Source organism: Actinomadura chokoriensis, from assembly GCF_039529475.1.
Lineage (GTDB): Bacteria > Actinomycetota > Actinomycetes > Streptosporangiales > Streptosporangiaceae > Spirillospora > Spirillospora bangladeshensis.
Genome location: NZ_BAAAMW010000020.1, coordinates 25,368 through 38,291 on the forward strand (window position 1 = coordinate 25,368; position 12,924 = coordinate 38,291).

10 protein-coding genes are annotated in these 12,924 nt (G+C 71.2%); 8 read left to right on the forward strand and 2 right to left on the reverse strand.

Annotated features, from left to right (window positions below; all coding sequences use genetic code 11):
* Positions 1 to 21 precede the first annotated feature (21 nt).
* From ABFX46_RS32180 to ABFX46_RS32190, 3 genes are all read left to right on the forward strand, one after another.
* Positions 22 to 558, forward strand: a complete 537-nt coding sequence (locus tag ABFX46_RS32180) for a ferritin-like domain-containing protein (protein WP_346047684.1) — start codon at positions 22 to 24, stop codon at positions 556 to 558.
* Between the two features lie 87 nt (positions 559 to 645).
* The gene (locus tag ABFX46_RS32185; RefSeq protein ID WP_346047685.1) at positions 646 to 1,614 is read left to right on the forward strand and encodes a TIGR03557 family F420-dependent LLM class oxidoreductase; all 969 of its coding nucleotides are present in this window, start codon (positions 646 to 648) and stop codon (positions 1,612 to 1,614) included.
* Positions 1,615 to 2,144: 530 nt separating this feature from the next.
* A complete protein-coding gene (locus ABFX46_RS32190) occupies positions 2,145 to 2,627 on the forward strand; it encodes a hypothetical protein (RefSeq protein WP_163053152.1) in 483 nt (160 codons plus the stop codon).
* A 130-nt stretch (positions 2,628 to 2,757) separates the two neighbouring features.
* On the opposite strand, the gene ABFX46_RS32195 is transcribed toward ABFX46_RS32190, so the two are convergent.
* Both ABFX46_RS32195 and ABFX46_RS32200 read right to left on the reverse strand, forming a co-directional pair.
* Positions 2,758 to 3,096, reverse strand: coding sequence for a hypothetical protein (locus ABFX46_RS32195; protein ID WP_346047686.1), 339 nt, complete (start codon positions 3,094 to 3,096; stop codon positions 2,758 to 2,760).
* A gap of 357 nt (positions 3,097 to 3,453) precedes the next feature.
* A complete protein-coding gene (locus ABFX46_RS32200) occupies positions 3,454 to 3,846 on the reverse strand; it encodes a hypothetical protein (RefSeq protein WP_346047687.1) in 393 nt (130 codons plus the stop codon).
* A gap of 779 nt (positions 3,847 to 4,625) precedes the next feature.
* Here ABFX46_RS32200 and ABFX46_RS32205 point away from each other — a divergent pair.
* The 5 genes from ABFX46_RS32205 to ABFX46_RS32225 are packed head-to-tail and all read left to right on the forward strand — an operon-like array spanning position 4,626 to position 12,924.
* On the forward strand, positions 4,626 to 4,832 hold the full coding sequence (locus ABFX46_RS32205; RefSeq protein ID WP_346047688.1) for a hypothetical protein: 207 nt from the start codon (positions 4,626 to 4,628) through the stop codon (positions 4,830 to 4,832).
* Positions 4,833 to 4,887: 55 nt separating this feature from the next.
* Positions 4,888 to 6,426, forward strand: a complete 1,539-nt coding sequence (locus ABFX46_RS32210) for a TIGR02677 family protein (protein ID WP_346047689.1) — start codon at positions 4,888 to 4,890, stop codon at positions 6,424 to 6,426.
* Positions 6,423 to 7,607 (forward strand): TIGR02678 family protein, encoded by a 1,185-nt coding sequence (locus ABFX46_RS32215; RefSeq protein ID WP_346047690.1) that lies wholly within the window; start codon positions 6,423 to 6,425, stop codon positions 7,605 to 7,607. The genes ABFX46_RS32210 and ABFX46_RS32215 overlap by 4 nt, the downstream gene beginning before the upstream one ends.
* Positions 7,604 to 11,695 (forward strand): TIGR02680 family protein, encoded by a 4,092-nt coding sequence (locus tag ABFX46_RS32220; RefSeq protein WP_346047691.1) that lies wholly within the window; start codon positions 7,604 to 7,606, stop codon positions 11,693 to 11,695. Before ABFX46_RS32215 ends, ABFX46_RS32220 begins: the two co-directional genes overlap by 4 nt.
* Entirely contained in the window at positions 11,692 to 12,924 is a 1,233-nt protein-coding gene (locus ABFX46_RS32225; RefSeq protein WP_346047692.1) for a TIGR02679 family protein, read from the forward strand. The genes ABFX46_RS32220 and ABFX46_RS32225 overlap by 4 nt, the downstream gene beginning before the upstream one ends.

The window sequence follows — 12,924 nt, forward strand, 5'->3', positions numbered from 1 at the left end:
TGATCAGGAGGAGGAGGCGGCATGGCCGACAACAGCTTCAGCATCGACGTGGCGGCGATCCGGGAGCGCGCCCGGGCGAAGATGGCCGACGGCCCGGTGACCGAGAACTACGGCAGGAGCCCCGAGGAGGTCATCGGCGTCCTCAACGACGTCCTCGCCACCGAGATCGTCTGCTGGATGCGCTACGCGCAGCACGCGATCAGCGCGACCGGCATCGACCGCGCGCAGGTCGCCGCGGAGTTCAACGAGCACGCCGAGGAGGAGCGCGACCACGCGATGCGCGCCGCCGAGCGCATCAGCCAGCTCGGCGGCGACCCCGACTTCGACCCGAAGACGCTCGCCGAGCGCTCGCACACCACCTACGCGACGTTCGACGACAGCGACCTCAAGGGCATGCTCAAGGAGAACCTCGTCGCGGAGCGGATCGTGATCGAGTCCTACCAGGAGATCATCCGCTGGCTCGGCGACGGCGACGTCACCACGCGCCGCATCATGGAGGACATCCTCGCCGAGGAGGAGGAGCACGCCGACGACCTCATGGACCTGCTCGGACAATGACCGCGCCGGGGGTCTGGGGGGCGTCCCCAGGGCGGCGATGAGGCGGGCTTGACGATTCGCGGGCGTCCGGCGGGTATGCGAGCGGGCATGGAATTCGGATACTCACTGCTCTGCGAGCAGACACCGCCCAAGCAGCTCATCACCGACGGCATCGAGGCCGAGGAGGCCGGCTTCGACTACGTCACCATCTCCGACCACTACTTCCCGTGGCTGGAGGAGCAGGGGCACTCGGCCTACGCGTGGTCGGTGCTCGGCGCGCTCGCCCACGCGACCCACCGCGTCCCGCTGATGACGCTGGTGACCTGCCCGACCATGCGCTACCACCCCGCCGTGGTGGCGCAGAAGGCCGCGACGATGGGCGTCCTGTCGGACGGCCGGTTCATCCTCGGCATCGGCGCCGGCGAGAACCTGAACGAGCACGTCGTCGGGCGGGACTGGCCCCCGGTGGACGTCCGGCACGAGATGTTCGAGGAGGCGGTGGAGATCATCCGGGCCCTGTTCGGCGGCGATTACGTCAACTACCGCGGCCGGCACTACCGGGTGGACTCGGCGAAGCTCTACGACGTGCCCGCGCAGCCCGTCCGGATCGGGATGGCCGCGTTCGGGCCGCAGGCCGGGCGGCTGGCCGCCCGGCACGCCGACATGCTCGTCTCCGACCAGCCCGTCGGCGCCGTGGCGGACCTCTTCCGCCGGGAGGGCGGCGCGGGCAAGCCCGCCTACGGGCAGATCCCCGTCGCCTTCGGCGACGACTATGAGGAGTGCAAGCGGCGCGCCCACCGCATCTGGAAGTTCTCCGCGCCGGCCTGGAAGGTGATGGCGGAGCTCCCCGGGCCGGTGAACTTCGAGGCCGCGACGAAGACCGTCCGCCCCGAGGACGTCGCCGAGTCGGTGCCGTGCGGCGACGACATCGACGACTACGTCCGGGTCGTCCAGCAGTGGGCCGACGCGGGCTTCACCCACGTGTCGTTCTGCCAGTCCGGGCCGGACCGCCAGAAGGACTTCCGCACCTGGGCGGAGGCCGACCTCCTCCCCGTCCTCCGCGAGCGCTTCGGCTGACCTGCCCCGTCCGTGGCCGCGGCGGGCGCCACCGGGTGGTTCCCGGCCATCCGAAGACGGGGGATTCGGCGTCCGAATCGCATCCGTCCGGTGGTGTCCCGCCGGACGGATGGTTGCTGCATATAACGAGTTCTCCTTTGCCGCATGACGCCGTTCCGCCAGTTGGCGAAGGACGGCGGCGGGTCTCCGCGGCGCCGCCGCAGCCGATTCCGCGTTTCCGCCGACCTGGGCGGAGCCTCCTAACGGACACTCATTACGCGGTGTTGCGGACGCCCTAAGAAAGATAAAGACGAAGATGTGAGGCCGATCGTTGACCGGCCTGGGAATTTTCCTTATCTTTTGCATAGAACGCGTTCTACTTGGAGTCGCCGGTGCCGCGCGACGAAGCGAGACGGCTCCCGGCTCCCGGCCCCCCGATTCGGCGCCGCCACGCCCCTTGGCCAGGGCGGGCGCGCGTGCGAGGCGGCGGGCCTCCCACCCCGTATCTCCGGGTGCAGGCGCGACGCCCACCGTTCGAAATGAGGACTCCCTTGTCCCGCATCACGAAGCCGGCCGCGATCGCCTCGATCACGGCCGCGGCCGCCGTCGCCGTCGCCATGACCGCCACCCCCGCGCTGGCCTGGACGGCCGGCGACTTCACGGCCACCCTCAACGGGAACATGACCATCAACGCAGGGGTCTCCGCCACCTGCACCAGCTCGACCCTGTCCGGCACGATCGCCTCCGACGGCACGCTGTCCATCACCTCCGCCTCGGTCGGCGGCTGCGGCGTGACGGTCACGCCGCAGAACCTGCCGTGGACCGGCAAGCTCGACGGTGGCGTCGCGACCATCAACGGGTTCGCGATGAGCGCCATCGGCTGCACCTACGGCGGCAACCTGTCGGGCACCTTCACCGGCTCCGACCTGCCGGTGACCGCCACGTTCGCCAACCAGACCGTCCGCAAGACCAGCGGCTGGATCTGCCCCGACCCGGCGACCGTGTCGGCCAAGTACGACTTCGCCGCCTCCTGACCCGGCGGTGCGCGGCCGGCCCGACGTCACCGGCCGAGCACCGCACCGCGCCGCGACCCCGCACCCCGCCGGGGCCGCGGCGCGCGGACGCGCCCGCCGTCAGCGCAGCAGTGTTCTAGAACGTGTTCTGTTACACACATCGAGATCGGGCACTGTATTCGACCTGAGAAGTGGTTGTGCGGTGACGGTCGAGGTGTGCGCCGAACGCAACGTCCAGGAAGGTCGTGGTGCGCGTCGACAGCCTGGCCCAAGGAGCGTTGTCGGCGAAGTCGTATTCGACGCGGTATTCGGCGTCGTCCGGAGTCGTCGTCAGCGTGCCGTTCGCGCGGTGCGGAGTCTGAGCGACGAGCTCGCCGTTCCGATATACGCGGAAATCGGTGGTGAATCCGTCCGGAAATGAACTGTCGCGAGGTCCGTACGCCGACCACTTCGTCTCGCCGAGCACGAGGTGCGGCGTCTCCGGGCCCACTCGCGGTACTCGGGTTCTCCCCAGGGCGGATCCGACAGTTGCGCTAGGTCTTCCTTGATGAGTGCACTGGCTTCGCGAAGACATGACTGCCGCTGTCCTTGTTCGCGTACGAGACGGACAGGACCTCGACGGCCGGGCCGGACGTGCGGTCGCTGATCCGGCCGAGCAGCCTGTTGGACGTGCCGGTGGCCTACGCCACCGCGATCGTGAGCCTGATGCCGACAGCAACCGCGAGGACTTTCGAGAGTCGGCCCCCGGAGTTCCGCTGCGGAGGATGGGGCGCTCTCACCTCGGCCGGCCGGATGCCTGCGGCCGTGGACCATGCGTTGTCACCTTTCCTTCGCGGTCGCTTCAGCGCTACCGCCGCCGGAGACGCAAGACGGCGATCAACGGTAGGACGAACCCGCCGAGCGCCCATGCCACCGGCCGGCCCCACCGCGACCATCCCCTCGCGTCGCCGCCGCTCTGGTCGTTCACCGGGACGGGCTTCGCTGCGCCGAGTTCGTCGAATTCCACGACGACGGGAACGGTGATCTTTCCTTGCTGTCCCGTCCGTCCCGCGGAAGCGGATCTCGATGAACTGGATTCCCGGCTTGACGTCCCGTGGCAGATCAGGCGACGTTCCATCCGTCGCCGCTTGAGGTCTTCGGCGGGCTCGGCCAGGCTGCCGCCCGTGTGGACCGTGGTCGGAAACGACTCCTCCGCGGCCTTCTTCCACGCCCGGCGCTCATCGCGGCATTCGACGGTCACCCCTGTAATCGCCGCTGACCTTGCCTCCACTGAAGCGTGTGAGCAGGTCGTCGGGATCTCCGTAGGAGAGCCGGGTCTGTCGCGCGCTGCCCCGGTACTGCGGCAGGCGCCGCCAAGACCGACGACAACGTCTCCAACTTTGAGGCGGCCGGGAGGAGAAGGACGAGGCCTTCCTGCTTCTTTTTCGCTGAGCAGAACCAGAGCACGCGACAGGTCTCCAGGAGCTCTCGTTCCGCTACCGCTCGGGCCAATGTGTCGATCGCCGTCGCCTTGTTCGCGGAGTCTCGTCCGATCGGGCTCGCCGAAAGCTCGACCAGTAGCCGCCCTTCACCGTCGCGATCGCCGAGTCGGCGGGCCGCTTGCAGACCGAATTCGCACGCGGCATCGACCACCGCACACGAGGCGCGGAGCTGGACGATGCCGGTAATCGCGCAGGCCATCTTCAGCGTGTAGCCGCCCCGTCCGGCATGGTCACTATGGGTTAGCAAGCCGATGAGAACATCAACTCGAAGGGTGTCGAGGTCCAGCGCACTCTGCTCGAGACCTTGCGCCCACTCTCCACGGTGCTGATCCATTGAGGCGTGCAACCGAGCGCGTCAGCAAGCTGTTGGTGTTCTCCGGCTCTCTGAGCAGGTTGCCCGGCGACACGATCATCTGCCGCCCTACACCGAGGACGGAGGGCACTATTGGTTCCTGACGTCGTGGCGTCAGCCGATCGCCGAGGCCGACCGCATCACCGACGCCCTCGTGATGATCAAGAGCTACCTGGGAGCCCCGGGGTGAACGACGCCATCTATGACCCGGTCGCGTATCTCGCGGCGTTGAGGCGGGAGTTCCCCGAGTTCGGCATCATCGCGGATCCGAAGGCGACCGGTCTGGATGGCCGTCCGCGGAAACGGCGCCTTCATCACCGCGACGGACGGCACCTTCCCTCGGCGACGTCTCCTGGGGATATTCCGGCGTCGATGAGCGGGACGAGCGGGTGAGATCGCAGGGGGCTGCGTAGGCTCGACCCCGTTGCCGTTGGGAGGGGTTACGGGGATGGCGCTGGCGCGGGTTCCGGAGGGGATGTTCTCGTTCACCGCCACCGAGCGCGCCGACCTGCACACGGCGGTCATGTACGCGTTCGGGGAGGCGAACGAGCGGCTGGAGACGTCGCTGACGTTCGATCAGGTGCGGGAGCGGCTGCGGGACGTCGGGTTCTACGCGCCCGTGGACGACGCCGCGGTGACGCGCACGCTGGATCAGCTCGTCCGGTGGAAGCTGCTCGACGTTGTGCAGAATCACGCGGGCAGTTACGCGACGGCCGAGGAGTACGAGCGAAAGAACCTCCAGTATTCGCTGACGCGCAGGGGAGAGGCGGCGTTCGCGGGCGTGCAGCATGCGCTGGCCATGCTGAGTTCGTCCGGTGCGTTGCAGACGGCCGTGCTGGACGCGATCGCCGATCGGCTGGGGGAACTGGGCGAGCTGCTCAAGGACGATGATCCGGCTGTGAACCGGCGCATCTTCACCACGCTGCAGGAGCTGGAAGGGCATCTGGACGCGCTGCGCAACAACACCAAGTCGTTCAATGGCGAGTTGCAGCGGCTGATGCGGGCAGAGGGCGCCGACCTGGCGACGTTCAGCGACGTCAAGAGCGCGACCGTCGCCTACCTCCAGGAGTTCGTCACCAATCTGGACGTGCGGGCCGACGCCGTTCACGCCGCTCTCGGCGAGGTGGAGGAGAGGGGCGTCAGCGTTCTGCACAGCAGGGCGTTGGACGGTGCGGAACTGCCACCGCTGCAGGGCGCCGACCCGGGGATCGCCTGGCTTGCCGCGCGGCGCGCGAAGTGGGACGGGCTGAGGTCCTGGTTCCGTCCCGAGGAGGGGACGCCGCGCGTCCGGCAACTGCATGATGTGGCGCGCAGGGCGATCGTGTCGCTGCTGCAGGTGCTCGACCGGATCACCGAGTCGCGGCGGCGCTCGTCGAGCGCGGCGGCCGACTTCCGGACGCTCGCACGGTGGTTCGCCAACGCGCCGAGTGAGGACGACGCGCACCGGTTGTGGGGAACGGCGTTCGGGCTGGCGTCGGCGCGGCATGCGCACCTCGCGCACGCGGACGCGGAGCCCATCCCCACGGCGGCCGGCTGGGACGAGACCAGACCGGTGGAGGTGTCCGCCCTGCTGCGCACCAGCGGGCGTACCGAGCGGATGGGACGCACGGCCAAGGTGCGGGACGTCCAACAACTGCGCGCGGAGCGGCGGGAACGCGCGCGGCGGGAGCGGGCGGAGCTGGAGGCGGCCTGGCAGTGGCTCGCGACCGACGGCCCGGTTCGGCTGTCGGCGTTCGGGCGCGTCGAGCACGACACGCTGCGGCGGCTCCTCGACCTGATCGGCCGGGCCCTCGCCGTTCGTCCCGGCACGGACGGGCTGCGGCGGGCCGGGACGACCGACGGCCGGATCGAGGTGCGGCTGTGGCCGCCGCCGGACGGCCGCACGGCCGAGCTGCGCACCCCGCGCGGACGGTTCCGCGGCCCCGACTACCTGGTCGACATCCGCTTCACGGCCGCCGGGCCGGCGCGGAAGGCGTCCGGCGCGTGAGCAGGCTCGCGAACCAGCTCGTCCAGGCGGAGAAGGAGGAACTGGCGCGCGCGATCCGGCTGCTGCTCGGACGGCCGCTGATCTCGCTGCACACCGACCCCGACGGCTTTGACCTCGTCCGGCGGCGCCACTCCACGCTCGCCCGGTGGTTCGACTACTACTGCGGCTGGCGGCTGTTCATGGAGCCGCGCCAGGGCTACGCCCGGCTGGTCAAGGTCCGCGCGGACGCCGATCCGTCGCGGCCCGCCAGGCGGAGGCGGTCGACGAAGGCGCCGTTCGACCGGCGCAGGTACACGCTGCTGTGCCTGGTCGCGGCCGAAGCGCTCGCGGCGCCGGTCACGACGATCGGGATGCTCGCGCAGAGGGTCGTGCAGGCCGCCGGCGCCGACGACCAGATCCCCGCCTTCGACCCCGTACGAGGGGACGAGCGTGCGGCGTTCGTGGACGCGCTGAAACTGCTGGAGCACCACGGCGCCGTGACCGCCGTCGACGGGGCGACCGACGCGTACTTGGACAGTGCCGAGGCCAAGGTTCTCTACCGGGTGGACACGACCCGCGTCATGCGGCTGCTGTCCGCGCCGGTCGCGCCTTCGCGGCTGCCGGAGACCGACTGGCCCGACCTGGCCGAGCTGACCGTCGAGCGCAGATACGGGGCCGACGAACCGACGGAGACGCAGCGGAACCTGTGGGCCAGGCACTCGCTGCTGCGGAAACTGCTCGACGACCCGGTCGTCTACCGGGCGGACCTGTCGCAGGCCGAGACCGCCTACGCGGGCTCCCTCACCGGACGGCAGATCCTCCGGCGTGCCGCGGAGGAGGCCGGGCTGGAACTCGAGGAACGCGCCGAGGGCTACCTGCTGGTGGACACCGAAGCCCTCGCCACCGACTCCAAGTTCCCCGACGACGGCAGCCACGCGAAGGTGGCGGCCCTCCTGCTCCTCGACCGCCTGGTCAAGGACGGGGAGTCGTCGGAGGCGGCGCTTGAGGACGAGGCCGCGCGGCTCCTGGCACGCCGTCCGCGCTGGGCGATGGCCTACCAGTCCGAAGGGGGTGCGGGGCGTCTGGCCGCTGACGCCCTCACCGTCCTGCACGGGTTCGGGCTCGCGAGAACGCGGGACGGCCTCGTGCGTGCGATGCCCGCCGCCCACCGATACAGCGTCCGCGAGGAGGAGTCGCCGTGACCGTCACCGAACTCGTCCCGGCGGGGACGCAAGAGGAGACAGCACCGCGCTGGCGGCCGACCCGCGCGGGCATCCTCAACATCTGGCGGTACTACGACGAGGTGTTCGAGTTCCATAAGGGACGGCTCCTGCTGCGCGGCCCCAACGGCAGCGGCAAGAGCAAGGTCCTGGAACTGCTGCTGCCCTATCTGCTGGACGCCAGCCTCAAGCCGAGCCGCCTGTCGACGTTCGGCGGCAGCGAACGCACCATGCACTGGAACCTGATGGGGGACGGCCACACCGGCAAGACCCGCGTCGGGTACGTGTGGCTCGAATTCGCGGATGGGCCCCGCTGGTTCACCTGCGGCGCCCGCCTCCAGGCCACGTCCAACACCAAGAACGTCACGGTCGCCTACTTCACGACCGCGCAGCGCGTCGGCGTCGCCGGCGGGCTGAGCCTGACCGGCGAGGGCGGCCAGCCGCTCACCCGCGCGCACCTCGCCGAGGCCATCGGGGAGCACGGCCACGTCCACGACTCGGCGGACGCCTACCGCACCACCGTCCGGCGGACCCTCTACGGCGGGCTGACCGAGCAGCGCTACGACTCGCTGCTCACCGCGCTCCGGCAGCTCCGCACGCCGAAGCTGTCGGAACGGCTCGACCCCGGCCTGCTCTCCGACCTGCTGTCCAGCGCGCTGCCACCGCTCGGCGAGGGCGAGATCCATGAGATCGCCGAGGGGTTCGAGAGGCTCGACCGGCAGCGCGAGGAACTGCGCAGGCTGGACGAACACGTCCAGGAAGCCGACCGCCTCGCCGCCCGCCAGCGCACCTACGCCCAGCGCGTCCTCCGTGCCGCCGCCGCTCGCCTCATCTCAGCCAAGAGCACCATGGACAGGTTGACCGCCGAGGCCCGCAAGGGCCGGGAAGACCACGAGCAGGCGAACGCCGAACGCGACAGGACAGCCGAAGCCCTGGCGGGGGAGGAGCATCGGGGAGAACTGCTCGGCGCACGCATCGAGGCCCTCAAGGAGAGCGACGCCTACCGGCAGGGACGGGAACTCGACAAGCTGAGAGACGACACCCGCAAGGCCGAGACCGCCGCCGCCCAGGCTCGCCGGGAAGCCGAACGCCACGCCGACGAGGCGGCGCGCAAGCGGGCGGACGCCGAACAGGCGCGCGCCGACGCGTCCATGCGACGAGACCTCACCCGCCACGCCCGGCAGGAGGCCGCGCGCGCCGCCCACCGCGCGGGGCTGGCCGCCGTCCACGAGGAGGCCGCCCGCACCGCCGTCCCGAGCGAGGAAGCCGCAGAGACCGGCGGGACGCCTGCGGAGAGTGGCATCGGGCGTGCGCGTGAGCTGCTGCGGGCCGCGCTGCGCAGCCGCGAACGGCAGATCGCCGACCTGCGGGCCGCGATCGGGCGGCATGCGGCGGCGGTCAAGCGCCGGACCGATGCGGAGGAGGACCGCGACGCGGCCCGTACCCGCCTGGACGAGGCGACCGGGAAGCGCGACGAAGCTCTGAGGGCGTTCGCCGAAGCCCGCGAGACCCTTGCCGGCGATCTGGCCCGCTGGGCACGGCGCTGCGCGCACCTGACGTTTCTTGACCCGGAGGCGCTCGCCCAGGCCGTCGAGGACGAGCGTGAATGCGATGCTCTCGTGGCCGACGCGCGAGTCGAGGCGACCGCACGTCTCGCGACGGCCCGGTCCGAGCTGGACGGCCGCCGCTCTGCCGTCGCGGAGAGCCTGGAAGAGGCCAAGGTGCGGCGCGCGGAACTGGCCCGGCAGAAGGTGATCGAGCCGGAACGCCCGCACACGCGGCCCGCCGACCGTGCGCAGCGTCCGGGTGCGCCACTTTGGCGGCTCGTCGCGTTCGCGGACGGCGTGGCCCTCGGCGTCCAGGCGGGTATCGAGGCCGCGCTCGAAGCCGCCGGCCTGCTGGACGTGTGGGTCCTGCCGGACGGCAGCCTCCTCCGCGAAGCGCATGACGCGTTCGCGCCCGCGCTCTTCGCCCGCCCGCCGTCCGCCGGGGCCAGCCTCGCCGACGTCCTCGTTCCCGAGCCCGGGGGTGGGGTGCCGCCGGACGTGGTGCGGGCCGTCCTCGGCGGCGTGGCGTTCGGTGGGAACGCGCTCGACACCGACCATCCCGCCTCGGTGGGGGCGGACGGGTCCTGGCGACTCGGCGTCGCGACCGGTGCCTGGACGAAACCGGAACCGGCGTTCATCGGCGCGACCGCCCGGGAACGCGCCCGCCTGCGCCGCATCGCCGAACTCGACGCGGAGATCGAGGAACTGGCGGGCGACCTGGCCGCTTGCGACCGCGATCTGGAGGCCCTGGCGGCGGACCGGGCCGCGCTGGCCGCCGAACTCGCCGACCGTCCGCCGCACGCTCCCGTCATCTCGGCGGCGCGCGCCGTTCACGATGCGGAACGGGACGTCGCCGCGCGTGCCGATGAAGCCGCGCGTGCCGAGACGCGGGTGGCCGGGTGCGAGAAGGCCGTGACCGCCGAACTGCGCGCCCTCACCGCGCTGGGCGCCGAGCACGGCCTGCCCGTCAGCGAGCCCGCCCTCGCAAGGCTGGCGGAAGCGGTCGGGGACATGCACGACACCGGCATCGTCTGGCTCGACCACTGCACCAAGCTGCTCGCGGCCGAGACGCGTGCGCTCAGCGAGGAGGCGACGGCCGCCGACTACGAGCGCACCGCGACCGACGCCGGTGAACGCGCGAGCGAAGCGGCGAGCACGGCCGCCGAACTCGCGGAGAAGCTGCGGACGATCGACGCGGTGATCGGTGCCGAACACCGGCAGGTGCTGGAAGACCTGCAGCAGGCCAAGACCGAATCCGAACAGTCCCGCACGCGGCGCCAGAAGCTCGGCAACGAACTGCTCGATTTGCAGGGACGGCTGGGAACGCTGAAGGCGAACGTTGCCGCTGCCGAGCGGGCACGCGACGACGCCGTCGGAGTGCGCGACCGTGCGGCGGACCGGTTCCGGCATCTCGTCACGGGCCACCTGACCGCCGACGCCGGGCTCGATACGACGCTCACGCCGGACGGAGGCGTGCAGGCGACCCTGGAGAACGCCCGCACGGTCGCCGCGTCCCTGGACCGGACGCGGACGCCGCACGAGCCGAAGAACGTCCGGGACGCGGAGGGCTCACTCTCCGAGGCGGTTCACCACGCGCGAGACGTCTTGGCCGAGCAGGCCGATCTGGAACTCGTCCAGGACGAGGACGTGCAGATCCTCACGGCCACGATGAACGGAGTGCGGGTCGGCGCGGCGGAGCTGAGCACCGCGCTTCGCGCGGAACGCGACCAGCGGCGCCAGGACATCACCGACAAGGAACGCGACCTGTTCGACCGGACGCTCGCCGGTGACACGCGCAGGCACCTGGCGGACCGCATCCGGCAGGCCACCGAGCTCGTGGACGGCATGAACCGCCGCCTGGAACGGGTCCGGACGGCCTCCCGGGTGGCCGTCCGGTTGGTGTGGCAGGTCGATCCGCAGCAGAGCGCCGGCATACGGGCGACCCGCGACCTGCTGCTCCGCGACCCCGCGCGGCTGAGCGGCGCCGACCGGGAGGCGCTCTACCGGTTCTTCCGCGACCGCGTGGAGGAGGCGCGGGCCGCGAACACGGCGGCGAGCTGGGAGGAGCAGCTCATGGAGGTGCTCGACTACACCGCCTGGCACCGGTTCACCGTCCGTCTCGAACGCGAGGACGGGAAGGGCTGGCAGGACCTCACCCGGAAGCTGCACGGCGCGCTGTCCGGCGGCGAGAAGGCGATCGCGCTGCACCTGCCGCTGTTCGCCGCCGTCGCCGCGCACTACCAGACCGACCCGCACTGCCCGCGCTTCATCCTGCTGGACGAGGTGTTCGTCGGCGTGGACACCGCCAACCGCGGCCAGGTCTTCGACCTGCTGGTGAACCTGGAACTCGACATGGTGCTCACCTCCGACCACGAGTGGTGCGACTACCGGGAGCTGGACGGTATCGCCATCCACCAGCTCATCACCGGCGCCGACGGCGACGGCGACAATGCCGTCACGACGGCGCGGTTCATCTGGGACGGCCACCGCACCGAGGCCGTCGAGGAGAGCGTCGCGGAATGAGCATCCCCAACCGGTTGCGGGACGCCGACCTCCGGCCGCTGTGGACGGAACTGCACAAGCGCTTCTCGACGGGGGCCGCCGTCAGCAGGGTCACGCTGAAGAATCTCGACGGCGACCAACGCGCAGCGCTCGCCGACCTGCTCGGCATGGACCGTTATCCGGCGTCCACCTTGACCATCAACGTGGCGCGCCTGGACGGGATACTTCTCGAACTCGCCGGTGCCGACACGAGGACGGTCACCGAGGTGATCCGCGGGCCGATCGGTGACCGGGCCCGCGACCGGAGGGAAAAGCAGCGGGAACGCGACGCCCTCTGGGAATGGTTCGCGGCGCACCCCCTGGTCAGGTGCGAGCCCGCGCTGGCCGACTGGGTCGAGGACGTCCGCCGCCAAGGAATCGTCATGGGCTCCGTGCCGGACACGCGCGCTCTCCTGGAACGGGCGTTGACGGTGCTCACGGCGCTGCCGTCCGACGGCCGGCCCCTGCAGTCCTTCGCGACCGATCTGTTCGGCGACTCGCACGCGTTGGACGACGGCGGGCGACTGTCCCGGCTCGTCCTGCGTGCTCAGGCACTTCGGTACGGCATCGAGCCGCCGGGGGACGCGCCGGAGCGCCGGGCCCTGTGGGAGCGCTCGGGCGTGGAATGCGACGCGCTGTCCACGACCGTACTCGTCGCGGGGCTGCGGCCGGCGGGCGGTGGCGTCCTCGCCCGGACGCTCCGGATGTGGGCGGACGCCGGCCACGCCGCCGCGGTCACCCTGGAGCAGTTGCGCGATGCGTCCGATCTCCGCGTGGAGGCGTCCGATGTCTGGGTGACGGAGAACCCGACCATCCTCGCGCTGGCCGTCCAGCGGTTCGGGGACCGGTGCCCGCCGCTGGTCTGCTCGTCCGGCTGGCCGAATAGTGCCGTCCTCCGGCTGCTGCGCGCGCTCGGTGGGTCCGGGGCCGCGCTGCACTACCACGGCGACTTCGACGGCGACGGACTGCGGATCGCCGCGCACGTCATGGCCAAGACGGGGGCCGGGCCGTGGCGCATGTCGTCGCTCGACTACCTCGCCGCCCTGGACGGGGCGCACACGGCCTTCCGAGCGCCCGGCCGGGTCAGCGAGGCCCCATGGGACGCCGAACTGGCGCGGCACATGAGAGAGCACGGGGCCGCCGTCCTGGAGGAGAGGGTCGCCGAGGTGCTGCTCGGGGACCTCTCCGGAGCGTTAACCATGTGTCACTGA

Excerpts from the sequence above, each read along its gene's own strand:
- ABFX46_RS32180 (WP_346047684.1), top strand. The coding sequence starts at position 22 with ATGGCCGACAACAGCTTCAGCATCGACGTGGCGGCGATCCGGGAGCGC.
- ABFX46_RS32185 (WP_346047685.1), top strand. The coding sequence starts at position 646 with ATGGAATTCGGATACTCACTGCTCTGCGAGCAGACACCGCCCAAGCAG.
- ABFX46_RS32210 (WP_346047689.1), top strand. The coding sequence starts at position 4,888 with ATGGCGCTGGCGCGGGTTCCGGAGGGGATGTTCTCGTTCACCGCCACC.
- ABFX46_RS32225 (WP_346047692.1), top strand. The coding sequence starts at position 11,692 with ATGAGCATCCCCAACCGGTTGCGGGACGCCGACCTCCGGCCGCTGTGG.